Here is a 24,669-nt window from a genome sequence, read left to right on the forward strand (position 1 = left end):
GCTTCCCGCGCAACGATATGAGTGCGCGGGAGGTCGCGCCGCACACTCCTGCGGCGAAGGGTCACCGCGGGATCAGCCCGAGGTGACGCAGCCGCTCCTCGAGCATGGGGATGACGGCGTTGCGCTCCAGATCCGCCCAGATCCAGCGCGCCACCATCGGTCCGGTACCGCGGATCTCGTCCTCGCGACGCTTCTCCCGCATCACCGCGTCGGCGATGGATTCGCCTGCACGGCGAAATCTCCCGTACTTGCTCAGCCCGTCGAACTCACCGACGAGGAGCCAATCCCAGTCGAAGTCGGTGTAGTAGGTGCGGCCCGAGGGCACCACGATCTTGTGTTGCAGTCGCGGAACGGTGAATCCGGCGACGATGATCTCGGCGCGGCTCCACGATTCCCCGACGCTGCCCGACAACGGGTTCGCCGACAGGAGCGCCTGCTCCGCCATCACGCCGTTGCGGCGACGTCGGGTCACGATCATCTCGTGCATCAGCGCGCGGTCGGCATCGCACCGGAGTGCGTGGTCGAAACCGTCAGTGCCTGGGCGAAGGTACCCGAGGTGGCGACGTCGACCGCCGTGCGTTCGAGTGAGGTGACCGCGACGCCGTCTATCGTCACGATCTCCGTCGGCTCGATCGGTGCCACGTGCACGTGCCGATGGGTGCCGATCGATCCGCCTGACGACGCGCCTCTCGTGACGTGGACGCGTTCCAGATCGGGTTTCAGCAGAGGTAAGCCGTGCATTGTCGCCGCAGATGAGTGACTGAGCGGGAGTGCGGGTCCGGTACCCAGCTTCGACGTGGCCACCGCAATCGACCTGAGCCGGTGCAGTTTCTGCGCACCGTCATGTCCGTCGAACTCGGCGCTCGGTTGCACGTCGACGCCGGGAATGAGTGTGATGAGTTGGCCGTCTCTGACGTCGTTGGCGCGACGGGCGTCGGTGATGCCCTGCCGAAGCGCCGCGTCACGGCGAATCAGACCGTATCGATCATGGGGATATGTGGTCACGGGAGTTGGACGCAACGCGATGGTGTTCGGTTCCATCGGATTCTGTGCCGTTCGTCCGCGCGGCCGTGCATTCCCGCGCACTCGTTTACTTCCCGCGCAACGATATGAGTGCGCGGGAAGAGATCGAGTGCGCGGGAGCAAGGTCAGTCCCGCACGCTGTTCTCCGGCGACAGATCCACCCGCCGCAGCAACTGCGCGTTGAGTGCGACGACGACCGTCGACACCGACATCAGGATGGCGCCGACACTCATCGGTAGCAGGAAGCCGATGGGGGCGAGAACACCGGCGGCCAACGGCACCGCGATGAGGTTGTATCCGGCTGCCCACCACAGGTTTTGCTTCATCTTGCGGTAGGTGGCGCGAGACAGTTCGATGACCGACAGCACCGACCGCGGGTCCGACGAGGCGAGGATGACCCCGGCCGAGCCGATGGCGACGTCGGTACCCGCGCCGATCGCGAGGCCCACGTCCGCCTGCGCCAGCGCCGGCGCGTCGTTGACGCCGTCGCCGACCATGGCGACCCGGCGGCCCTCGTGCTGGAGTTCGGCGACGGTGTGCGTCTTGTCTTCTGGTCGCACACCCGCGTAGACGCGGTCGATGCCGAGGTCCGATGCGACGGTCTCGGCGACGGCCTTCGCATCGCCGGTGATCATCACGACGTCGACGCCGCGGCGCCTCAGGGCGTCGACGGTCTGGCGGGACTCCGGGCGGATCTCGTCGGCCAGTGCCACGGCCCCGATCACCTCGTCGTCGGCGAGGACGTGCAGGATGATCGCTCCCTCCTCGCGCCAACTCTGGGCAATGGGCAGTTCGTCGGCGCCCGCATCGTCGAGAAGTGCCGGACCGCCCACGCGGATCGTGCGGCCGTCCACCGTGGCGCCGACCCCGACCGCCGGTGACGAGGAGAAGTCCGATGCCGCCGGAACGTCGAGACCCCGGTCGGCGGCGGCCCGGGTGATGGCGCGGGCCAGCGGGTGCTCACTGTCGGTCTCGGCGGCCGCGGCCAGGGCGAGTACCTCGTCGCTTTCGTGTCCGGATGTTGGTTCGATGCCGGTGACCTGCGGTTCCCCCCGCGTCAGGGTGCCGGTCTTGTCGAAGAGGACGGTGTCGACGGTGCGCATCGACTCCAGCGCCAGGCGGTCCTTGATGAGCACTCCCCCGCGTGCGGCGCGCTCCGTGGCGATGGAGACGACCAGCGGGATGGCCAGACCCAGGGCATGCGGGCAGGCGATGACGAGCACGGTGATGGCCCGCACGATCGCCGAATCGGGCATGCCGATGGCGGTCCAGACGATGGCGGTGAGCACGGCGGCGCCGAGGGCGTACCAGAAGAGCCACCGGGCGGCGATGTCGGCGAGGCGTTGGGCCCGCGACGTCGAGTTCTGGGCGTCGGAGACGAGTTTCTGAATCCCGGCGAGAGCGGTGTCGTCGCCGACCGCGTCGACCTCGACACGCAGCCCGGAATCGGTGGCGACGGTCCCGGCGACGACGTGATCGCCGACGCCCCTTCGGACCGTTGCCGATTCGCCGGTGACCATGGATTCGTCGACGGAAGCCGAGCCGTCGACGATGGTGCCGTCGGCGGGGATGGACGCGCCGGGGCGGACCACCACGACGTTGCCGACGCGCAGGTCGCTCGGCGCGACGGTGACGATGTCGTCGCCGTCGACGCGTTCGGCGGAGTCGGGCAGGAGCGCCGACAACGAATCCAGCGCGGACGTGGTCTGTGCGAGCGAACGCATCTCGATCCAGTGCCCGAGGAGCATGATCACGACGAGAAGTGCCAGCTCCCACCAGAAGTCGAGTTCATGGTCGAGCAGGTGCAGCGTCGAACCCCACGACGCCAGGAACGCGACCGTGATGGCGAGTGCGATGAGGAGCATCATTCCCGGTGCACGGGAACGTATTTCGCTGACCGCTCCGGTCAGGAACGGTCGGCCGCCCCAGAGGTAGATGACGGTACCGAGGATCGGCGACACCCAGCGCAGCCACGCGACGTCGGGCAGCGTGTAGCCGAGGAGGTCGGCGAACATCGGACTCAGTGCCACGGTGGGGATCGCCAGGACCAGTGTGATCCAGAACATTCGCCGGAACTGGGCGACGTGGTCGTGGTGACCACCGTGTCCCATGTTCCCGTGGTTCATCCCACCGTGGTCCATGCCGCCGCCGTGGCCCATCGAGCCATGGCCCATGGACTCGTGATTCACGGACCCGTCATTCATGACGTCATGTGCCGCCTGGGAGCGGTCGTGTTGCGGGGTGGACATACCATCCACATATACCCCTATAGGGTATATGTGGCAACCGTCTCCGCCTCAGGCATTCTCCTTCCGGAAAACCGATGTGCCCCACCAGGTTCCCAGTGTGGCCAGCACGACCGCGGCCAGCACCGACCACAGCACGGCCATCGTGGCGATGTCCCCGCCGAAGCTGTCGCGGACACCGTCGACGATCCAGCGGAACGGCATGAAGTCACTGAGACTCTGCAACCACTGCGGCCCCAGGGTCATCGGCAGCAGGATGCCCGACAGCAGCAGCACCGGCATCATCACCATGTTGATGACCGGGGCCATCACGTCCTCACTCTTGGTGGTGAGGGCCAGCGCATTGGACGCCGCGGCGCACGCGCCACCGATCAGCAGGGTGATGACGATGCCGACGGTCACGCCGAGCACCGATCCGCGCATCCCCATGATCCAGCCCAACAGCACCAGGATCAGCGCCTGGACGAACAACTGCAGGACATCACGCATGAGCCGCCCGGTGAGCAGCGCGGTGCGACTGGCCGGCGTCACCCGTTCGGCCTCGATGACGCCTTCGCGCCACTCCCCGATCAGGCTGAAGCCGGCGAACAACGCGCCGAACAGGCCGAGCTGGACGAGGAGCCCCGGCACCAGGAAGGTGTACGGGTTGTCCGCGCCGCCGGGGAACTGTGCGACCAGGGGTTTCAGCAGCGGCCCGAACAGCACCAGGTAGAGGATCGGTTGCAGCACACCGATGAGCACCCAGGCGGGATTGCGCAGGTTCATCCGGATCTGGCGGCGGAAGACGATGTGGGATTCGCGCAGAAAGGTCATCGCAGGGCTCCTTCGTTCTCGAGCTCGGTGGCGGCGGGGTTGTCGGTGGCGGCCTCCGCGTCGCGCAGGGAACGGCCGGTCATGGTGAGGAAGACGTCGTCGAGGGTCGGCCGGATGATCTCGATCGACTCCAGGTCGATGGATTGCGTCGTCAGGTCGCGCATCAGGCCGGGCATCTCGCGTCCGGCGCGCAGCACCCGACCGCGGACGTGACAGCCGTCGGTCTCCACCGGCCCGGCGATGGTGGCGAGCCGGGCGGCGGCCGCGGTCACGTCGCCGGCGTGGGCGACCTGCAGGTCGACGAGGTCACCGGACACCCTGGCCTTGAGGTTGTCGGCGGTGTCGGCGGCGACGATCGTGCCGTTGTCGATGATCAGGATGCGGTCGGAGAGTTCGTCGGCCTCGTCGAGGTAGTGGGTGGTGAGGAACACCGTGGCACCACGGTCGGCGCGCAATGCGCGGATGTGCTCCCGCAGATTGGCCCGCGCCTGCGGATCGAGGCCGGTGGTCGGCTCGTCCAGGAACACCAGGCTCGGGTCATGGACGAGCCCCATGGCGATATCGAGCCGGCGCTTCTGTCCGCCGGACATGTTTTTGGGCATGCGATCCCACAGGCCGTCGAGCTGCAACCGCTCGAACAGTGCTCTGCCCCGATTCGTGGCGTCGGCGCGCGAGAGCCCGTAGAGCATGCCGTGGTCGACGACCTCGTCGCCGGCCTGCGCCTGACTGAACGTCCCGCCGGCCTGGGAGACGTAGCCGATGCTGCGCCGCACCATGACCGGATCGTCGACGATGTCGTAACCGTTGACGGTCGCGGTGCCGGCGGTCGGACGCAGCAGCGTGGTGAGCATGCGCAGGGTGGTGGTCTTGCCCGCGCCGTTCGGGCCGAGAAAGCCGACGACCTCGCCTTCGGCGATGTCGAGATCCACTCCGTCGACGGCTCTGACCTCGCGTTTGTTCTTCCCTCGTCCGGCCTGGAAGGTCTGCACCAGGCCTCGTGCGTGGATCATGGGTCTCCTCGTCTCGCTGGGTGGATGGCGGTCGAATTGGTGTTATGACCACTGTGCGACCCAGCATTCATCGGATTGCGGACAATGAGTGTCCGCGTACACCGTCTGCTCACGCCTACTTCCAAGTAGTGGGGGTTGTGTGAGACGGTCTATGGCGGATCGCATAGCGGAAGGAACTCACGATGACCGTGATCGCAGAAACCACCGGCGTGAACAACATCGGCATGCTCGGGATCGGCGCCTACCGCCCTGAACGCGTCGTGACCAATGACGAGATCTGCGAGAACATCGATTCCTCCGACGAGTGGATCTACACCCGCACCGGCATCAAGACGCGACGCTTCGCGCGGCGCGACGAGACCGTCGTCGACATGGCCGTCGACGCCGGGCGTAAGGCCATCGCGAACGCCCTGCTGTCCGGCTCCGACATCGACGCGGTCATCCTCGCCACCAACACGCACCTGCTGCTGACCCCGGCGGGCGCGGTCAAGGTGGCCACCGAACTCGGCGCCAACGGTGTCCCGGCCTTCGACGTCACGGTCGGCTGCGCCGGATTCGGGTACGCGATGGCCATCGCGACCGACATGGTGCGCGGCGGCAGCGCCACCCACGTTCTCGTCATCGGCGCCGAGCAGTTGTCGGTGGCCATGGACATGACCGACCGCACCAACTGCTTCATCTTCGGTGACGGCGCCGGTGCCGTGGTCGTCGGACCGACCGAGGACCAGCAGCTCGGCCCGGTCGTCTGGGGTAGCGACGGCACCCAGTACACCGCGATCGCCCAGGACATCGATTGGGTGACCTTCCTTGACAGCGACCGGGTGCAGCGCCCGTACCTGCGCATGGAGGGCACCGCGGTGTTCCGGTGGGCGGCGTTCGAGATGGGCAAGGTCGCCCAGCGTGCCCTCGAGGCGGCCAAGATCGGCGCGGAGAACCTCGACGTGTTCGTCCCGCATCAGGCCAATTCTCGTATCAACGACCTGCTCGCCAAGAACCTGCATCTGCCCGAGGGCACGGTCGTCGCCAACGACATCGAGCACACCGGCAACACGTCGGCGGCGTCGATCCCGCTCGCCATGGAGGATCTGCTGTCCACGGGCAAGGCCAAGCCCGGCGACACCGCGCTGTTGCTCGGCTACGGTGCCGGTCTCAGCTACGCCGCACAGGTGGTCAAGTTGCCGCCGGTGCCGTTCGAGTGATGCCGCATCCGACGCCTCGCGTCTGACGTTTTGGTGGGCTCCGACCTCGCCCGATAGCCTCGTCAGGTGAGTTCTGATGTTGCCACCGAGGTGAAGCGTCGCCGTACCTTCGCGATCATCTCCCATCCCGACGCCGGTAAGTCGACGATGACCGAGGCCCTGGCGTTGCACGCCCGCATGATCAGCGAGGCGGGTGCCATCCACGGCAAGGCGGGACGCAAGTCCACCGTCTCGGACTGGATGGAGATGGAGAAGGCGCGCGGAATCTCGGTGTCGTCGACGGCGTTGCAGTTCAACTACTCCCCTCGAGGTGCCGGCGCCGACGACGAGCCCGCCGTCATCAATCTCGTCGACACCCCCGGTCACGCGGATTTCTCTGAGGACACTTATCGCGTGCTCACCGCGGTCGACGCCGCGGTGATGTTGATCGACGCCGCCAAGGGACTCGAACCGCAGACGCTGAAGCTGTTCCAGGTGTGTCGCCATCGCGGTATCCCGGTGATCACCGTGATCAACAAGTGGGACCGGCCGGGCCAGGCGCCGCTCGAACTCATCGACGAGATCAACGAACGGATCGGCCTGCTGCCGACGCCGCTGTATGTTCCGGTCGGCATCGCCGGTGATTTCCGTGGTCTGCTGGATCGACGCACCGGTCGTTACATCCATTTCACCCGTACCGCAGGCGGCGCGACGATCGCGCCCGAGGAGATCCTGGATGCCGACGCCGCGTCGGCCCGCGAGGGTGACGCATGGAACGACGCTCTCGAGGAGAGCGACCTGCTCTCGGAGATGGGGCAGGATCACGACCAGGAACTGTTCCTCGGCGGACAGACGTCGCCGATGATCTTCGCCTCGGCGATGCTGAATTTCGGTGTGCGACAACTGTTGGAGACGTTGGTCGAGTTGGCCCCGGCGCCGGGATCGCGCACCGGCATCGACGGTACCGTCCGTGAGCCCACCGATCCGTTCAGCGCCGTCGTGTTCAAGGTGCAGGCCGGAATGGATGCCAGCCACCGAGATCGGTTGGCGTTCATGCGGATCGTGTCGGGCGAGTTCGAACGCGGCATGGTCGTCACACATGCGCAGACCGGAAAGCCGTTCGCCACCAAGTACGCCCAGGCCGTCTTCGGTCGTGATCGCTCGACCGTCGACACCGCCTATCCCGGCGACGTCGTGGGTCTGGTCAACGCGACCGCCCTGGCCCCTGGCGACACTCTCTACGACGATCCGAAGATCCAGTTCCCGCCGATTCCTTCCTTTGCGCCGGAACACTTCTCGTCACTGCGTGCCACCACCGCCGACAAGTACAAGCAATTCCGCAAAGGCATGGAGCAACTCGACAGCGAGGGCGTGGTCCAGGTGCTGCGCAACGACATCCGCGGCGACACGTCCCCGGTGCTTGCGGCCGTCGGGCCGATGCAGTTCGAGGTGGTCACCGCACGCATGAAGTCAGAATTCAACGTGGACACGATAATCGAGCCCCTCGGCTACACCCTGGCCCGCAAGACCGATGCCGAGAGCGCCGATGAACTCAACCGTCAGCGCGGCGTCGAGGTGTTCACCCGCACCAGCGACGGCGTTCTCCTCGCCCTGTTCAGCGACAAGTGGCGGCTGCAGTACATCGAGAAGGAACTCCCCGAGCTGACGCTGGAACCGCTTGTGGCCGCAGCGGATTGACGTAGACCGCAAACCCGGTTCCGCCGGTCGAGGTGCCTGACCGCCCGTGGAGCCGCCCTTACACCCGCCGGTCGAGGCGCCCGTACCGCCGGTCGAGCAGCCCATCCCGCCGGTCGAGCCGCCTCGTGCGAGCTTGCGAGCCCGTGGCGTGTCCGCCGGGCCGAGCTTGTCGAGGTCGAGACCACGCAACAGAAGCTGGAAACCGATTGCAGCGCAACCCAACCCCCGCCGGTCGAGGTGCGAGGAGCCCCCAGGGCGACGAGCCTCGAGACCACGCAACACGACGCTGGAACCCGATCACAGCGGAGCACCACCCGACAGCAGTGACCTACCGCGGATAGGTGGTGATGGTTTCCCCGGACACAGGGTCGCGCCACACGACAGCCCGGTCGGCGAGCATGGTGGGTAGCAGCAACCCCATGTGTTTTCTCTGATGGTCCGGGGTGCACAACGGCATCAGGTTGAATTCCACGGTCCAGCCACCGGTTATCGGATCCTGGTGCACGAATTTCACCAGGTGATCGAACTGGCATTCACTGGCCGGTCGGCCGCAATGCGGGTACCGGCAGGTGCCATCCAACTCGATGATCTTCTCCCGCAACCACGCCGGAATCCGATACGTGAGTGCACCCGAGGGCGGCAGCAGATAGCCGCCGTGTCCGGTGGGGTCGATCGGTGCCGCGGGGAACGGATCGTCGAGGCGACGCCACGCCGCCGGTATCCGTTCCAGTGAGGTGGCGGTGTTGATGCTGGCTATGTCGAGGGTGGGAAACTCGCTGACGGTCACCAGTTGCCCCGCACTGATCAACGATCGGGCGTGGGCGTCGTCGACAACGCCGAAGTACTCCAACCGGGCCTCCCGCTGCCCGGACGGGTCGGTGATCAACGACAGCGACAACTGCGAGTCGGTGTCGGTGTCGGGTTGCGCCTCTTCGGTATCCATTGCCGCACCGTCAGCGTCGTCGTCGGTGATCGTCTCGGGATCGACGGTCACATCGGCGGTGTCCGACTGGGGATCGTCGGTCGTCTCGGGTTCGGTGATCTCATGAGACTCAACATGATCGGCGTCCGCATCGACATCGACAGAAAGATCAGGCGCGTCGTCGTCGACATCGATGTCGAGGTCGGTCAGGCCACTGGGTTCTTCCGGCAGCGGGATCGCCCGCGAGCAGTCGCCTCGCCCGCACTCACAAGACAAGTGTGCGCCGGGTAGTCCTTGGATCTCGGCGAATGCCGCGACCTGCACCTGACCCTGGCGACGCGGATCACGTGGGCAGATCCGTTCGCTGATCATCTTCGCGATCCGCGCGGCGAGGTGTGCTCCCATTTCTCCGGGTGCGTAGACCGAGATGCTGCAGTGCCCGTTAGTGTCTCGACGCACTCGCACGTTCTGGTCGCGTGCGGCGGCTTCCTCGCGTCGGTCTGCGGCGCCGTCGGGATCCAGGGCGATCACCATCTCGACGACCTGATCCCGCAGGGTCTTATCCGCCTGATTGCGTTCGGCCAGTTGCAGTGCGCGGGTTTCGGCGAAGGCGCGCACATCGTCGTCGGATAGGACGGCGATCTCGTTGGCGATGATGCGGATACGTTCCAGCGAGTCGTCACCGTCGAGGAATGCTGCGGTCACGGTCGGGAGCGTTGACAGCAGGAAGCTCAGCGTCATCCACGCGGTGGCTTGCGGCACCGATACACCCAGGGTGGTCGATACCTTGCCGGTGGCGGCTTTGTCGACGGCGCCGGTGGTGTGGACGTTGGTCTGATGGCCCGAGAGCAGCATCTCGTCGTACACGGTGTGCCCGATCCGCGCCGCGGAGAGCACTTTCCGGGCGATCACTTGTCGTTCTTGGCGTTGCAGGGATCGGGCGAGTGCGGTGGCCGCTTCAGTGGGGAGGTGATCGATCATGGCGGCGTCGGCGGCGGTCATCGACAGTTTCGGCGCGGTAGTCGTGCGAATTATGGTGTCGGCCATGATGTTCACCCCCTCTGCTCGGTCGGATCAACTGAACTGAGTCAAGTGTAGCGAGGGGCACCGACAAGTTTTTCCGGCGCGGAATCGGTTGGGGATGAATGACGTCCGCGTCGGCCGAGCTGTGTTCGGGTGGCGGTGGCCCGGTTTCGATGTCGGGTCGCGAAGGTGGTCTCGATACGCGACGAGCTCGCTTCGCTCGCGCGGCGCACTCGACCAGCGGGGGTTACTGAACTGCCTGTTTGCGTGAGGCTTTCACCTTGCGCAAGTGGTCTCGATACGCGACGAGCTCGCTTCGCTCGCGCGGCGCACTCGACCAGCGGGGAAAGGTGTTGCGCTGTCGGGTTGCGGAAGTGGCCTCGATACACCGACACGCAAGCTCGTCGGCACTCGACCAGCGGGTGTTGCGTGCACTCGACCAGCGGGTGTTGCGTGCACTCGGCCAGCGGGGGTTACGTGCACTCGGCCAGCGGGGGTTACGTGCACTCGGCCAGCGGGGGTTACGTGCACTCGGCCAGCGGAGGTGCCCACCGCTGGCCGAGTGGGGCGGAGCTTGCGGAGCCCCGTATCCGTCGGGCCGAGCCTGTCGAGGTCGAGGCCACCCTGGCGAGTGGAAGCTGGTGCATACGTGATGCTTTCGGCATGCGGAAGTGGTCTCGATACGCGACGAGCTCGCTACGCTCGCGCGGCGCACTCGACCAGCGGGGGTTGCGGAGGTGGCCTCGATACACCGACTCGCAAGCTCGTCGGCACTCGGCCAGCGGGGTTACGTGCACTCGACCTGTGGGAACGGCCGGGCGACCAGGTCAGGCTCCGATGATGGCTGCCACCGTGGCGGGGTCCACGTCGTCGATCTCGGCCGGGTCGAAGTTCGGTGAGCGATCTTTGTCGACGAGTACCGCTCGCACTCCCTCACGGAAATCGTTTGTCATGGTGATGTTCTCGGCCGCGTGGAGTTCTCGTTCCAGGCATTCGTCGAGTAGCGAGTCGGCTCCGAGTTCGAGCAGTCGGGCGGTCACCCACAGGCTGGTCGGGGATGCGTTGCCGATCAGATCGAGCATTTCGGCGGCCCACTCGTCGCCGACGGCGCCGCGCAGGCCACCGACGATCGCGGTGACATTCGAATCGGCGAAGTACTCACCGATCGCCTCGACCGGCAGCGGTGGATGATCCTCGTGCTTGGTCGGATCGGGCACCAGTATGTCGCCGAGCGGTGCGCCGGAACGGATTCGGTCGGCCACGGACGGCAGATCCGCCGACGGTACGAAGTGGGTCGCCAGCCCGACCGACAGAGCTTGCGATCCGCGCACTCGAGAACCCGTCAGTCCCAACCACATTCCGACGCCGCTGGGAAGTCGCGGGAGAAAGTAGGTGGAGCCGATGTCGGGGAAGAAGCCGATCGCGGTCTCCGGCATGGCGATCATCGCCTTCTCGGTCACCACCCGGATCTCGCCGTGCACACTGATACCGAGGCCACCACCCATCGCCGGGCCGTCGATCAGGGCGATGTGCGGCTTCGGGTACTCGGCGATCAGCTGATTCAGGCGGTACTCCCCCGCGAAGTATCGGGTGATCGCCTCATGGTCTCCGTCGATCGCGAAATCCCGGATGGCGCGGATGTCGCCGCCGGCACAGAACGCTCGTTCACTGGCCGAGGTCAGCAGCACCGTCTCGATCAACTCGTCGTCGGCCCACTCGCGCAAGATCTGATCCATGTCGTCGACCATCGACTGGTCGAGTGCGTTGAGCGCCTTGGGCCGATCGAGAATGACCTCGCCGACACCGTTGGCAACGTGCGTGCGGATGAACGACATGAACTCAACGCTAGCGCGTCCCCTCCCGTAAAAGCCATTGACACCGACCCGCCGTCAGGGGATATGGTCGAGTTCTTGTTGCCCACCCGAGGAGTGATCTCACACCATGAACCACTGAGGCCGGTCATCCATCGCGACGTCACCGATGCTCGCGACCCCACCGCACCTCAGGAGTACCCATGGCTTCCTCCCCTGCGTCGCACCCGTCGACGCCCGGCACACCCACATCGTTGTCCCTCTCGAACCTGACGTTCGCCTGGCCCGACGGCACCGTCGTCTTCGACGGCATCTCACTCACGATCCCGTCGGGTTCGGTGTCGCTGGTCGGCGCCAACGGCGCGGGCAAGACGACCTTGCTCCACCTCATCGCCGGCACTCTCCAGCCCACCCGTGGCAGCGTCAGCGTCCGCGGCGACGTCGGGCTGGTCCCCCAGCACCCGGACGCCGACCCCACCGCCACGATCGCCGATGTCCTGGGCATCACCGCGAAACGCTCGGCACTGTCGCGCATCGAGAACGGGTCGAGCGATCCGCTCGACTTCGAGATCATCGGCGACGACTGGGATATCGAGGAACGCGCCGCCGGCGAACTCGCTTCGCTCGGACTCGTCGCCGATCTCGACCGCACCGTCGGCACCCTGTCCGGTGGCGAGTCGACCATGCTCGCCATCGCCTCGACACTCCTGCGCCGTCCGTCGATCCTGCTTCTCGACGAACCCACCAACAACCTCGACAGGGATTCCCGAACAAGGCTTTTCGATTCGATCGAGCGATTCCCCGGGACGGTCCTGGTGGTCGGTCACGACCTGGAACTACTCGAACGCGTCCAGCACACCCTCGAGCTCTACCACGGAGATCTGCGACTCTTCGGCGGGGGATACTCGGCCTACCGCGAGATCATCGACGCCGAGCAGCAGGCGGCGTCGGCAGCGGTCACCAACGCCGAGAACGATCTGCGCAAGCAGAAACGGGAGATGGTCGACGCCCAGGTCGCCCTGGATCGTCGGGCGCGCACGGCCGCGAAAGCCGAACGCGAGAAACGGGTCCCGAAGATCGTCGCCCACCTCCGACACGACGCCGCGCAGGTCTCGGCGGGCAAGTTCCGGGGCGAACACCGCGACGACGTGTTGGCCGCGGCCGATCGCCTCGAGTCGACCCGCGCCGATGTCCGCGACGACCGCAGCACCCGGATCGCCATGCCCACGGTCGACCTGGCCTCACATGCGCAGATCGTCGTCGACGACCGGACGCGGATCGACGGACCGGAGCGGGTGGCCCTCGTCGGCGCCAACGGATCGGGGAAGACCACGCTGATCACCGACCTGATCGAGCGCGGTCACATCGTCGTGCCCTATGCGTATGTACCGCAACGCATCACCTTTCCCCACCCGCAGCAGACCATTGCCGAACATGTCGCCGCCACCCACCCCGCGGCGACCACCCAGCAGGTCCGAGCCCACCTGGCCCGATTCCTGTTCCGCGGCAGCGCAGGTGACCGGGTGCTGGCCGAACTGTCCGGTGGTGAACGACTACGCGTGGCGCTGGCCTCGGCGCTGCTGACCGATCCGACGCCGAAGTTCCTGATCCTCGATGAACCGACGAACAACCTCGACATCGACACCACCGAGGAACTGATGTCCGCGTTACGACAGTGGACGGGAGCACTGCTGATCGTCAGTCACGACACCGAGTTCCGGCGGCAGATCCGCATCGACCGCGAGATCACCGTGCCGAGCGCGTGATCCGCTTCAGCAGCACCGTCCCTGCGGGTTCTTCTCGGTGTGATCCCAACGCGCCCGCCAATATTCGCGTTCGGTCATCGGCGGACGGTCATCACCGTCGGCGCGATGCGCCGCGTGATGGTCGAGGTAGCGCTGATAGTCCCGGTCGCCCATCACGCTGCCCACATACCACGCCACCTGACCACCGGCGCGGCGCAGCGACGCGATGACCTGCGCGCCGGTCACGGTGCCGCCTCCGCGGGTGACCGGTGCCCGTGTTTCTGCGCCTGGAGGGCATCCCACTCGTGCTGCACCTCGCGTTCGGGCGCGGTGGTGATCAGGCCGCGTGGACCGAAGATCCGGGACGGCACCGGTTTCTCCTCGGTGGTCGGCAACCCACCGCGCCGCCACGCCTTCACCATCAGGTACACCCCGACGACCACTACGATCAGCACCAGCACGGCGAAGATGATCGACAGCGTCCCCTGGATGAAGGTATTGCGGATGACCGCATTCATCTCGTCGAGGTTCTTCGCGGTCTTGAAACTCGTCTCCCCGGCATCCTTGGCGTTTACGAAGGCACTGTGCTGCGCCCAGTACCCGATCGACGGATTCGACGAGAAGATCTTCTGCCAGGACGCCGTCATCGTGACGATCACATCCCATACCAGCGGAACACCGGACACCCACGCCCACTTGGACTGTCCCCGTTTGAACAGGATGACGGTGACGACGGTCAACGCGACGGCGGCGAGCAGCTGATTGGCGATGCCGAACAGCGGGAAGAGGGTGTTGATGCCGCCGAGCGGGTCGGTGACACCCATCAGCAGGATCGAACCCCATGCGGCGCAGACGATCACCGTGCATAGCCAGGCGCCTGGCCGCCACGACGGGTCCTTGAATCGCTGAGCGCCGGGGATGTTGCCGATGCCGTCGGAGAGCATGAAGCGCGCCACCCGCGTACCCGCATCCACCGTGGTCAGGATGAACAACGCCTCGAACATGATCGCGAAGTGATACCAGAAGGGCCGCAACGACTCTCCACCGATCGCATCCTGCAAGGTGTCGGCCATCCCCATCGCCAACGTCGGTGCGCCACCGGTCTTCGACACAATCGACGACTCCCCGACCGCCTCTGCGGCCTGCGTGAAGTCCTCGGCCGTCACCGACTGACCATGCACCCCAAGACCGTTGACGTAGTCGGCGGCGCCCTGAGCGGTACCGTCGGTGAGCGCCTTCGGGGCATTCATCCCGAAGTAGATGTGCTGATCGAGGATACATGCGGTGATCAGCGCCATGATCGCCACTGACGACTCGGTGAGCATGCCGCCGTAGCCGATGATCCGCGCCTGTCCCTCCTTGGCCAGGAGTTTCGGGGTGGTCCCCGAGGCGATCAGGGCGTGGAATCCGGAGAGCGCACCACAGGCGATCGTGATGAACAGGAACGGGAACAGCGCACCGGCAAACGCGGGACCCTTGCCGTTCCAGGCGAATTCGCTGACCGCGGGTGCCTGCATCACCGGCTGCACGATGACGATGCCGAGCGCCAGCAGCGCGATGGTGCCGACCTTCATGAAGGTCGAGAGGTAGTCACGTGGCGCGAGCAGCAACCACACCGGCAACACCGCGGCAGCCACGCCGTAGATGATGATCGCCCAGCTCAGAAACACCGGCGACAGACTGAACCAGTCGCTGCCCCAGGATGATTCGCCGACGTAGCGGCCGGCCACGATGGCCGCGAGCAACAACACCACCCCGATGATGGAGACCTCGCTGACCCGACCGGGCCGTAGGTACCGCAGATAGACACCCATGAACAGCGCGATCGGGATGGTCATCGCGATCGAGAAGACACCCCACGGACTTTCGGCCAGGGCGTTGACCACCACCAGCGCCAGCACCGCGATCAGGATGATCATGATGACGAACACGGCCAGGATCGCCGCGATACCGCCGACCGGCCCGAGTTCGTCGCGCGCCATCTGTCCCAGGCTGCGTCCGCGGCGCCGCGTCGAGATCGACAGCACCAGGTAGTCCTGCACGCAGCCGGCGAACACCGCACCGAGGATGATCCAGATCGTGCCGGGCAGGTAACCCATCTGCGCGGCGAGCACCGGCCCGACAAGCGGCCCGGCCCCGGCGATCGCGGCGAAGTGATGACCGAACAGCACCCGCCGGTCGGTCGGCATGTAGTCCTGCGCGTTGTCGAATTCCTCAGCGGGCGTGGCGTGATCATCACGCGGACGCACCACCTTCATCTCGATCATCCGCGCATAGAAGCGGTAGGCGATCACATAGGTGGCGACCGCCGCGACAACGAACCAGACCGCGTTGACGTTCTCCCCACGAATGAAGGCGATCAGAGCCCACGCCACCGCACCCAGCAGTCCGATGATCGCGAAGAGAATCTTCTTCGGCGTCGTCATCGGCGTCCGGTCGATAATCGCGACCGGTGGCAGATCCGGATCGTTCTTTACGAATTCGACGTCCGGGTAGCCGTCCCGACGTTCGGTGATGGGTGATGTCTCGGTCATCGTCATGGCGGTGGCGTGCCTTTCGATTGCTCGACAGGTCCACAAACAGTGGCCTGCGTCACTATACGCGCGGTCCTCGCGGCGGCATACTGACACCCGATGAGCAGCAACGCCACTCCCGTCGTCCTCGTCCACGGTCTCCGCGTCAGCGGTGCGTCGATGCACCGTATCGCCGCGGCGATCACCGAACGCCCCGTCATCCACCCGGATCTGCCGGGCCACGGCGACCGCAGCGCCGAAACGTTCAGGATGGACGACGCCGTCGACGCCGTCCTCGACGCCATCACAACCGTCGGGGAACCCGCGGTGGTCGCCGGGATCTCCCTCGGCGGCTACGTCGCAATGGCCGCCGCGGGGCGTCACCCAGACTCGGTCGCCGGGCTGGTGACGATGGGATCGACCGCGCAACCGAGTGCGCTTCTCGCAGCACCGTTTCGGGCGTTCGGAGCGGCCACCAGTGTGCTCCCCGCGCAGGCCGCGGCCATCAGCCGCGGCCTGACGCGAGTCGCGTTGGGCCGGCAGGTGGCGCAGGACATGGAGGCCGGTGGACTCGCACTGCACTCCATCGCCGACGTCGTCGACGCGATCGCGGATTTCGACGCGCTCGGTGAGCTGTCCGCCTACCCGGGATCGATGCTCTTCGCCAACGGCGGCTGGGACCAATTCCGCATCCACGAAAAGACTTTCGCCGCATTGTCGACGCAGGCCGAACTGCGCATCATCGGCCGGGCGTCGCACCTCTACCCGCTCATCCAGCCGGAGATGACCGGGGCGATGATCGGCGATTTCGCGACCCGGATCGATGCGAGGCTGAGCCACACCCGGCGACTCACCTCGAGCCTCACTCACTCCAGCTTTTCCGCGGCCTCCAGCCACGCGGCCTCGGCGGCGTCCTTGTCCTCGATGACCTGACGCAACTCGGCGCCGAGCGACACCAGCCTGTCCGGATCGGTGGCGGCCTCGGCAAGCGCGAGATGCAGTTGCTCCTCGCGTTTGGACAGCTGCTCGAGTTGACGCTCCGCGCGATTGGCCGCCTTCCGGGCCTCGCGGTGTTCGGCAGCGCTGACGGCCGGAGCCGCGGCGCTCGCGGCCTCGGCGGCACCGTCCGCCGACGGTGACGATGCCGCGGTGGCCTCGCCCGATGCCGCCTGCGACGACCCCACCGCCGAGCCGGATGCCGATGCGCCACGCTGCATCTCCCGACGGCGCACGAGATATTGCGCGATGCCGCCGGGCAGGTTGGTGAGTGTGCGGTCGCCGAACAGCGCCCACGTCGAATCGCAGATCCGCTCGATCAGATAACGGTCGTGCGAGATCACCACCAGCGTGCCCGCCCACGAGTCGAGCAGATCCTCGAGTTGCTGCAGCGTGTCGATGTCGAGATCGTTGGTCGGCTCGTCGAGCAGCAAGACGTTCGGCTCGGCCATCAACACCCGCGTCAGTTGCAGCCGACGACGCTCGCCGCCGGACAGATCACCGACCGGGGTGCGTTGACGGGCCGGCGAGAAGCCGAGGCGCTCGGCGAGCTGACTCGCCGACATCTCCTTGTCGCCCAGCATGATTCGCGCGGCCACCGATTCCACGGCGTCGAGCACCCGCTGGTCGGGATCGAGGTCGTCGAGTTCCTGACGCAACCACCCGATGGTCACCGTGACACCTTCGACACGCCGGCCGGGAGCGACGTCGACCTCCCCGGCCAGTGCACGCAGCAGCGTCGTCTTGCCCGAACCGTTCACCCCCACCAGACCGATCCGCTCCCCCGGCGCCAGCCGCCAGGTCAGATCGTCGAGAAGGGTTTCCCCGGAAGGGGTTTCGATGTGGGCGTCCTCGAGTTCGATGACCACCCGACCCAGCCGACGACGCGCGAACGCCGACAGCGCGACCGAGTCGCGCGGTTCGGGCACATCGCTGATGAGCTTCTCGGCGGCCTCGATCCGGTAGCGCGGCTTGGATGTTCGCGCCGGCGGACCACGTCGCAGCCACGCCAGTTCCTTGCGGGCGAGGTTGCGACGACGTTCCTCGGCGGCGTCGGCCAGCCGGACCCGCTCGGCGCGGGCGAACACCCAGTCGTTGTAGCCGCCCTCGTACTCGTCGACACTGCCGTCGTGCACCTCCCAGGTGCGCATGGCGACGGTGTCGAGGAACCAGCGATCGTGGGTGACCACCACCAGCGCGCTGCGTCGCGTGATGAGGTGCTCGGCGAGCCACTCCACGCCCTCGACGTCGAGGTGGTTGGTCGGCTCGTCCAGGATGAGTACATCGGCGTCGGAGACCAGCGCCGCGGCCAGACCGACGCGGCGGCGCTGACCACCGGAGAGTTCGTCGACGCGGGTGTCGAGCAATTCGTCGATGCCGATGCCGGCGAGGATCGAACGGACCCGCGCGTCGCCGGCCCATTCATGTGCGGCGACCTCGGGGCCACCGACGACGACCTCGGCAACGGTCTTGCCTGCCGGGAGTTCACCGCGCTGGGTGACGACGGCGATGCGTGCACCACCGGCCCGCGACACCCGGCCGGAATCGGGTTCGGTGACACCACCGAGGATCTCCAGCAACGTCGTCTTACCGCCACCGTTGAGGCCGACGACGCCAATGCGTTGGCCCTCGTGCACGCCGAGGCTCACCTCGTCGAGCAGTGCGCGGATGCCGTAGCTCTTACTGATGCGATCGGCGTTGATCAGCGCGGATGCGGGGGCAGGAGACACCGGTAGACGGTATCAACCGCCATGGCGCACCGGCACATCACCGTCAGTCCCGCCCGAATGCCGAGGACACCGTCGTCATCACCTCACCGAGCGCGCCGGCGACGACCTCGGTGTGATCATCGCGACTGTGGGTGTGCAGGTCGACGTCGGTACCGGAATCCTGCATCGACCGGACCAGGGTCGCGGTGAGCGGGAACGGCACGATCGGGTCGAGCAGTCCGTGGTCGATGCGGATCGGCACCGTGTAACCGCCGGTCGGGACGCGGGTGTAGTCGGCGAGTGCGGCGGTGACGGCGTCGTCGCCCAGCGGTTCGTCCAACAGCGATCCCGGTGACACCGACCGCAGCGCGTCGGACACCTCGCCGTTGCACTGTGACCGGGCCATATCGAGATAGCGCTTGCCGTCGTCGGAGAGCCGGTCGGTGATGTGCAGGTCCGGCCGGGCATGATCGAGCCCGGCCAGGATGTAGAGGTAGAGCGCACTGACGGTGTTGACCCGTCCCAGGCTCGGCACGCTCGGGGTGAACGACTTGGTGAGCACCCCCTCGATCCCCGAGGCCGGTGCGATCGCGAGGATCTCCCGCAGATCGAGTTCCGGTGCGTACGACGGCGCTTCGTGCCCGGCGAAGAGTGCGGCGTGCCCGCCCTGGGAGTGGCCCACCGACACCCACTCGGTACCCAGGCTCGCCTCGGTCGAGCGGGCGGCGCGGATCATGTCGATCACCGAGTGTGCGGCCGCCCGTCCACCGAGGTATTCGGTCTCGCCCGCGGCGCCGAGACCGGCGTAGTCGGTGGCGGTGACGGCATAGCCGGCCTCGAGTGCGTCGATGACGGGCCGGTCGACGCCGCTGCCCTTGCGGGTGCGGCTCGGTGCGCACTGATCGGCGATCCCGGTGGTGCCGTGCGCCCACGAGAAGATGCGCCACCCGCCGCTCGGTGCCGTGCCCTTCGGGACGTAGACGACCCCGGTGGACAGGGCCATCCGATCGTTCTGGTCACGCGTCACGTAGGTGACCCGCTCGCCCGATGCGGCGCCGGGCGGAAGGTCTTCGGCGGCAATCGATTCGGCGCTCAGCACCCGGCCGGCCAGCGGCGCGGCCGAGGCGGGTGCGGCGGTGATCACACCGGCGGTGACCGCCGCGCTCAGCGCAGTCCCGAGGACACCCGCCGTCGTCACGGTCGAGTGCATGCGTCGTCTGCTCACGCGCTCGGCACCTGCCGCGTCGCACCACTGACCGGACCCGATGCGGTGCGTACCGAACGGGCCACGCCGGCGCCGGACAGTTCGGCGGCCACCGCGACGGCCGCATCCGCGTCGGCGCACAGGAACATGCACGTCGGGCCGGACCCGGAGACGATGCCGCCGAGGGCGCCGGCATCGATTCCGGCGCGCAACGTGCGACGCAGACCCGGCTGCAGGCTCAGCGCCGCCGGCTGTAAATCGTTGTGCAGCAAGGGGGCGATGACGTGGGGGTCACCCGCGGCGAGCGCCTGGACGAGTGCGTCGGGCCGGAGCTCGTCGGGGTCCGGTGTCAGGTCACGGTCGGCGCGGAGCCGGTCGAGTTCACGAAATACCGAGGGCGTGGACAGTCCGTCGCGCGCGAAGGCCAGCACCCAGTGCAGTTCCCCGCGCGCGAGCATCGGCATGAGCTGCTCACCGCGGCCGGTGCCCAGGGCGGTGCCACCCTGCACCGAGAACGGCACGTCGCTGCCGAGACCGGCTGCGATGTCCAGGAGATCGGCGCGCGGGATGTCGAGTTTCCACAACGCCGCCAATGCGACCAGCGCGCCCGCCGCGTCGGCGCTGCCGCCGGCCATACCCCCGGCCACCGGAATCCGTTTGACGATTTCGATGGCCACCTTGGGATCACGACCGGCGTACTCACCGAGTGCTCGCACGGCGCGCACCGCGAGGTTGTCGTCGTCGAGGGGCACCTCCGCGACGTCGGCGCCGCGACCACTGTCGCGGGTCATCTCGACCGACAGACCCGCGGCACGCGCCACCGTGACGTCGTCGTAGAGCGATAGTGCCTGATAGACCGTCACCAGATCGTGGTAGCCGTCATCGCGCAGCGGGCCGACGCCGAGGTGCAGGTTGACCTTGGCGGGCACGCGCACCGTCACGGCGTCGGAGATCACCGACAGGGATGCTGGGGACACGGGGATCCAGAGTAGGCGTTCATCCCGGTCACGGCCGCCATCGCGTGTCCAGAAGCACCGCGACATCGTCGACGACCCGAACCGCGCCGGCGTCGAGTAGTTCGGCGGCCGCGGTGCCACCGGTGCGGACGGCCACACAGGACATGCCCGCCGCTGTCGCCGCGGCGACGTCCCACACGCTGTCACCGACCAGGACCGCACTGCTACCACCGGCCCGGCGCAGCGCCACGGTGAGCAGGTCCGGGGCCGGCTTGGAGTTGTCGGCATCATCGGCACTGGTCACGACGTCGACGTCGGTCGAGGCGAGTCCGAGACGCTCGAGTGCGGCGTCGGTGAACTCCCGGGCTCCCGACGACGCGATCGCCACCCGGTAGCCGGAGCGGGTCAACGCACGGACGAGGTCGGATGCGCCGGGGATGGCACGTACCTCCGGCAGGACCTCGCGGTACCGTTCGGCCCACTCATCGCGCAATCGGTCGCCGAGGGCATCCTCGACCTCGGACCCACAGACCTCCCGAACCAGCAGATCGCCGCCCATGCCGATGGCCCGGTGCACACGCCACCACGGCGGGGTGAGCCCGTGAGCGGCGAACGCCCGCTGCCATGCCAGAGCGTGCAGGTAGCCGGAGTCGATGAGCGTACCGTCGACGTCGAGGAGCACGGTGTCGACCGAGCCGCCATCCGGCCCGGCCCGATCCGACGATCCCGTGTCACGGCGACCGTCGGTCGATCCTGATGAATCCACAGATGCTCCTCCCGGGTCCAGACCACGTGCCCACATCCCCCACTCCACCTTGCCACCGGAGTTCTCCGGAGGCAGAGAGCGAGATCATGGCGACACGTTTTGGCTACACCCTCATGACCGAACAGGCCGGCCCCCGGCAGCTGGTCCGCGATGCGATCGCGGCGGAATCGGCGGGTTTCGATTTCGAGGTTTCCAGCGACCACTACTCACCCTGGCTGTCGGCGCAGGGACATGCCCCGTACGCGTGGTCGGTGCTCGGCGCGGTCGCCCACGCCACCGACGACGTCGAACTAATGACCTACGTGACCTGTCCCACGATGCGCTATCACCCGGCGGTGATCGCGCAGAAGGCGGCCACGATGCAGTTGCTCTCCGACGGCCGATTCATCCTCGGACTCGGTAGCGGCGAGAACCTCAACGAGCACGTCGTCGGTGCGGGATGGCCCGCCCTCGGTGAACGGCAATCCATGCTGACCGAGGCCATCGAGATCATCCGCGCGCTTCTCGACGGCGGCGTCGTCGACCATCGCGGGGAGTTCTTCCAGGTCGATTCGGCCCGTCTCTGGGATCTCCCCGCCGACGGGGTCCCCATCGGTGTGGCGGTGTCGGGGAGCCGTGGCATCGACGAATTCGGTCCGCCGGCAGACCATCTCATCGCCGTCGAACCCAGCGCGGACATCATCGAGCAGTGGAACGCCCACCCGGACACCACCTCCATCGGGCAGGGCCCCGCACTCGCCCCGGCCCGCGCCATCGGCCAGATCCCGATCTGCTGGGACCCCGATCGCGATGTCGCCGTGACGCGTGCCCATGAGCAGTTCCGCTGGTTCGCCGGCGGCTGGGACGTCAACGCCAACCTCCCCACCACTGCCGGCTTTGCCGCTGCGACCCAGTTCGTCACGAAAGACGATGTGGCCGCGAACATCCCGTGCGGACCCGACCTCGACGAGCTGGTCGACGGGATTCGCCCCTACTGGGAGGCGGGCTTCAGTGACGTCGCGCTGGTGCAGATCGGCGGCGGCAGCCAGGAGCGTTTCCTCGACGAGGTGGCACCGGCGCTGCTGGACAAGCTCCGCTCAGCCTCCGGTTGAGGCGGCCACCTGCGCCAACCGCACGAAATCGTCGACGTCGAGTTTCTCGCCGCGGATCTGCGGATCGATGTCGGCGGCGCGCAGGCGTCGTTCGGCCTCGGCGGGTGAGCCGGCCCATGTCGCCAGCGCCGAGCGCATGGTCTTGCGGCGCTGAGCGAAGGCCGCGTCGATGACCGCGAACACCGCGGCGCGCCGGGCGGGATCGGTGGAGTACGTGTCGCGGCGGTCGATGCGCACCAGGCCCGATTCCACCTTGGGTTCGGGCCAGAACACGTTGCGTCCCACCGCGCCCGCGCGCGCGACGTCACCGAAGTAGCGTGCCTTCACGCTGGGCACCCCGTAGACCTTGTTGCCCGGCGGCGCGGCCAGCCGGTCGGCGACCTCGGCCTGCACCATCACCAAAGCCGTTGCGATGGTGGGACATTCACTCATCAGGTGCAGCAGCACCGGGACCGCGACGTTGTACGGCAGATTGGCGACGAGCGCGGTGGGTGCGGCCGGCAGGTCGTCGGCGCGCACGGTCATGGCGTCTGCGGTGACCACGTCCAGCGATCCGTTGGGTGCGTAGTCCGCCGCGGTCTGCGGCAACCGACCGGCAAGCACCGGGTCGATCTCGACCGCGATCACCCGCGAGACGGTGCCGAGCAACGCCAGTGTCAGCGATCCGAGACCCGGTCCGACCTCGAGGACGACGTCATCGGGTCCGACCCCGGAGGCAGCGACGATGCGTCGCACCGTGTTGGCGTCATGGACGAAGTTCTGTCCGAGCGTCTTGGTGGGACGGACACCCAGTTCGTCGGCGAGCCGACGGATCTGCGCGGGTCCCAGGAGCCGTCCGGAATCGTCCCCGGACCCAGCGTCGTCGATGCTCAGCGCAGGCCCAGCTTGGCCGAGCACGACGGCCACGCACCCCAGCCCTGAGCTGCCTGGGTCTTCTGCGCGATCGCGATCTGCTCCTCGCGGGTGGCCAGGTCGGCGCGCGGTGCGTACTCGAGGCCGCCCCAGCGTTCCCAGGTGTTCTGGTCGAACTGGACGCCGCCGTAGAAGCCGTTGCCGGTGTTGATGGCCCAGTTGCCGGTGGCCTCGCACTGTGCGAGCTGATCCCAGACGCCGACGGGCACGAACGGGGCGCCCGGCTTGGTGCCGACCCGGACGGTCGCGGCGACCGGCTGGGTGAGGACCTCCTGGCCGACCTTGACGCGCTTGACGACCTTGCCGTTGACGGTGGTCACCTCGTAGCGGACGTTGGCCTTGCCGGGCGTACCGGGCTTGACCACCACGCGGCGATCCTTGATCAGCGTCGGATCGTCCTGGGTGATGTCAGGTGCGGTGATGTTCTCGGGCACCGTCGTCTCGGTGGTGCGGATGCGGGTCACGTTGATGGTCATGCCGTCGGCGACCTTGGCGGTCGCGGCCGGGGTGACCTTGTCGGTGTCGGCGAGCGGGGCGCCGATGTCGGCGAGGGCCTCGGACACCGTTTCGGCCGGCACGCTCTTGATCGACGGCACGCCGCCGTCGATGATGATGAGCTTCTTCGGCAGGGTGACGTCGACAACCGCGCCGTTGACCGGGATCGGACCACCGGCGTTGAAGTTGGTGGCGTCGTCACCGTGGGACAGACCCTGCTGCGCGAGGAGATCGTTGACGTTGACCGCGGTGGTCTCGACGACACGTCGCTGGCCCTCGACGTCGAGGACGACCTGCTTCTTGCGGTGGAAGACGATGGTCTGCCCGTCGGAGAACGACGAGTCCAGTGCCGGTTCGACGACGTCGCCGTTGGCCGGGTCGTAGCCCTGCGAGTTCAGCAGTGAGTCGACGTCCATGGACATGGTGGCGACCTGGATCTTCTGTCCATCGACGTCGATGGTGACGTTCTTGTGCATCGTCACGCCCATCACGCCACCGGCGGCGACGGTGCACAGCACCGCTCCGATGGCGACGCGCGCACGCATCGAGTCCAACGTG

The 24,669-nt window shown here is 67.2% G+C and carries 20 protein-coding genes; 5 read left to right on the forward strand and 15 right to left on the reverse strand.

The features are described from left to right. Window positions 1-61: 61 nt before the first annotated feature. The 5 genes from ABLE92_RS02260 to ABLE92_RS02280 form a co-directional block, all read right to left on the reverse strand. Window positions 62-487, reverse strand: coding sequence for a hypothetical protein (locus tag ABLE92_RS02260; protein WP_348802917.1), 426 nt, complete (start codon window positions 485-487; stop codon window positions 62-64). Continuing rightward, a complete protein-coding gene (locus ABLE92_RS02265) occupies window positions 487-1,041 on the reverse strand; it encodes a hypothetical protein (protein WP_348802918.1) in 555 nt (184 codons plus the stop codon). The genes ABLE92_RS02260 and ABLE92_RS02265 overlap by 1 nt, the downstream gene beginning before the upstream one ends. Before the next feature lie 107 nt (window positions 1,042-1,148). Further along, window positions 1,149-3,227: a heavy metal translocating P-type ATPase gene (locus ABLE92_RS02270; protein ID WP_496560752.1), complete on the reverse strand. Its 2,079-nt coding sequence runs from the start codon at window positions 3,225-3,227 to the stop codon at window positions 1,149-1,151. Window positions 3,228-3,320: 93 nt separating this feature from the next. Beyond that, window positions 3,321-4,082, reverse strand: a complete 762-nt coding sequence (locus ABLE92_RS02275; protein ID WP_348802919.1) for an ABC transporter permease — start codon at window positions 4,080-4,082, stop codon at window positions 3,321-3,323. Beyond that, complete coding sequence (locus ABLE92_RS02280) at window positions 4,079-5,092, reverse strand: ATP-binding cassette domain-containing protein (protein WP_348802920.1); 1,014 nt, start codon at window positions 5,090-5,092, stop codon at window positions 4,079-4,081. Before ABLE92_RS02280 ends, ABLE92_RS02275 begins: the two co-directional genes overlap by 4 nt. Before the next feature lie 182 nt (window positions 5,093-5,274). On the opposite strand from ABLE92_RS02280, the gene ABLE92_RS02285 reads away from it, so the two are divergent. Together ABLE92_RS02285 and ABLE92_RS02290 are read left to right on the forward strand one after the other, a co-directional pair. Continuing rightward, window positions 5,275-6,291 (forward strand): beta-ketoacyl-ACP synthase III, encoded by a 1,017-nt coding sequence (locus ABLE92_RS02285; protein WP_348802921.1) that lies wholly within the window; start codon window positions 5,275-5,277, stop codon window positions 6,289-6,291. 66 nt (window positions 6,292-6,357) lie between these two features. Beyond that, window positions 6,358-7,968, forward strand: coding sequence for a peptide chain release factor 3 (locus tag ABLE92_RS02290; RefSeq protein WP_348802922.1), 1,611 nt, complete (start codon window positions 6,358-6,360; stop codon window positions 7,966-7,968). A gap of 328 nt (window positions 7,969-8,296) precedes the next feature. On the opposite strand, the gene ABLE92_RS02295 is transcribed toward ABLE92_RS02290, so the two are convergent. Both ABLE92_RS02295 and ABLE92_RS02300 read right to left on the reverse strand, forming a co-directional pair. Next, window positions 8,297-9,937, reverse strand: a complete 1,641-nt coding sequence (locus ABLE92_RS02295; RefSeq protein ID WP_348802923.1) for an HNH endonuclease signature motif containing protein — start codon at window positions 9,935-9,937, stop codon at window positions 8,297-8,299. 803 nt (window positions 9,938-10,740) lie between these two features. Beyond that, window positions 10,741-11,748, reverse strand: coding sequence for an enoyl-CoA hydratase/isomerase family protein (locus ABLE92_RS02300; protein WP_348802925.1), 1,008 nt, complete (start codon window positions 11,746-11,748; stop codon window positions 10,741-10,743). Between the two features lie 179 nt (window positions 11,749-11,927). On the opposite strand from ABLE92_RS02300, the gene ABLE92_RS02305 reads away from it, so the two are divergent. Further along, entirely contained in the window at window positions 11,928-13,490 is a 1,563-nt protein-coding gene (locus ABLE92_RS02305) for an ABC-F family ATP-binding cassette domain-containing protein (protein ID WP_348802926.1), read from the forward strand. Between the two features lie 6 nt (window positions 13,491-13,496). On the opposite strand, the gene ABLE92_RS02310 is transcribed toward ABLE92_RS02305, so the two are convergent. Both ABLE92_RS02310 and ABLE92_RS02315 read right to left on the reverse strand, forming a co-directional pair. Continuing rightward, on the reverse strand, window positions 13,497-13,715 hold the full coding sequence (locus ABLE92_RS02310; protein ID WP_348802927.1) for a YbdD/YjiX family protein: 219 nt from the start codon (window positions 13,713-13,715) through the stop codon (window positions 13,497-13,499). Next, entirely contained in the window at window positions 13,712-16,003 is a 2,292-nt protein-coding gene (locus ABLE92_RS02315) for a carbon starvation CstA family protein (RefSeq protein WP_425476245.1), read from the reverse strand. Before ABLE92_RS02315 ends, ABLE92_RS02310 begins: the two co-directional genes overlap by 4 nt. Before the next feature lie 99 nt (window positions 16,004-16,102). On the opposite strand from ABLE92_RS02315, the gene ABLE92_RS02320 reads away from it, so the two are divergent. Then, on the forward strand, window positions 16,103-16,915 hold the full coding sequence (locus tag ABLE92_RS02320) for an alpha/beta fold hydrolase (RefSeq protein WP_348802929.1): 813 nt from the start codon (window positions 16,103-16,105) through the stop codon (window positions 16,913-16,915). Here the strand turns inward: ABLE92_RS02320 and ABLE92_RS02325 are convergent. From ABLE92_RS02325 to ABLE92_RS02340, 4 genes are read right to left on the reverse strand one after another with little or no spacing between them, the layout of a single operon-like run. Next, window positions 16,849-18,708, reverse strand: coding sequence for an ABC-F family ATP-binding cassette domain-containing protein (locus tag ABLE92_RS02325; RefSeq protein WP_348802930.1), 1,860 nt, complete (start codon window positions 18,706-18,708; stop codon window positions 16,849-16,851). The genes ABLE92_RS02320 and ABLE92_RS02325 overlap by 67 nt on opposite strands. Window positions 18,709-18,751: 43 nt before the next feature. Continuing rightward, the gene (locus ABLE92_RS02330) at window positions 18,752-19,897 is read right to left on the reverse strand and encodes a lipase family protein (RefSeq protein ID WP_348802931.1); all 1,146 of its coding nucleotides are present in this window, start codon (window positions 19,895-19,897) and stop codon (window positions 18,752-18,754) included. A gap of 11 nt (window positions 19,898-19,908) precedes the next feature. Then, window positions 19,909-20,868 (reverse strand): 4-(cytidine 5'-diphospho)-2-C-methyl-D-erythritol kinase, encoded by a 960-nt coding sequence (locus tag ABLE92_RS02335; RefSeq protein ID WP_348802932.1) that lies wholly within the window; start codon window positions 20,866-20,868, stop codon window positions 19,909-19,911. Between the two features lie 28 nt (window positions 20,869-20,896). Further along, window positions 20,897-21,529: an HAD family hydrolase gene (locus ABLE92_RS02340; protein ID WP_348803206.1), complete on the reverse strand. Its 633-nt coding sequence runs from the start codon at window positions 21,527-21,529 to the stop codon at window positions 20,897-20,899. Window positions 21,530-21,699: 170 nt separating this feature from the next. Between ABLE92_RS02340 and ABLE92_RS02345 the strand changes: the two genes are divergently transcribed. Then, window positions 21,700-22,704: a TIGR03557 family F420-dependent LLM class oxidoreductase gene (locus tag ABLE92_RS02345; RefSeq protein WP_348802933.1), complete on the forward strand. Its 1,005-nt coding sequence runs from the start codon at window positions 21,700-21,702 to the stop codon at window positions 22,702-22,704. Here ABLE92_RS02345 and rsmA read toward each other — a convergent pair. Continuing rightward, the gene (gene rsmA / locus ABLE92_RS02350; RefSeq protein WP_348802934.1) at window positions 22,690-23,610 is read right to left on the reverse strand and encodes a 16S rRNA (adenine(1518)-N(6)/adenine(1519)-N(6))-dimethyltransferase RsmA; all 921 of its coding nucleotides are present in this window, start codon (window positions 23,608-23,610) and stop codon (window positions 22,690-22,692) included. The two genes, ABLE92_RS02345 and rsmA, sit on opposite strands and share 15 nt — an antisense overlap. Then, window positions 23,574-24,656: a resuscitation-promoting factor gene (locus ABLE92_RS02355; protein WP_348802936.1), complete on the reverse strand. Its 1,083-nt coding sequence runs from the start codon at window positions 24,654-24,656 to the stop codon at window positions 23,574-23,576. The genes rsmA and ABLE92_RS02355 overlap by 37 nt, the downstream gene beginning before the upstream one ends. Between the last annotated feature and the right edge of the window lie 13 nt (window positions 24,657-24,669).

The organism is Gordonia oleivorans, from assembly GCF_040044975.1.
In the GTDB taxonomy this organism is placed as follows: Bacteria; Actinomycetota; Actinomycetes; order Mycobacteriales; family Mycobacteriaceae; genus Gordonia; species Gordonia oleivorans.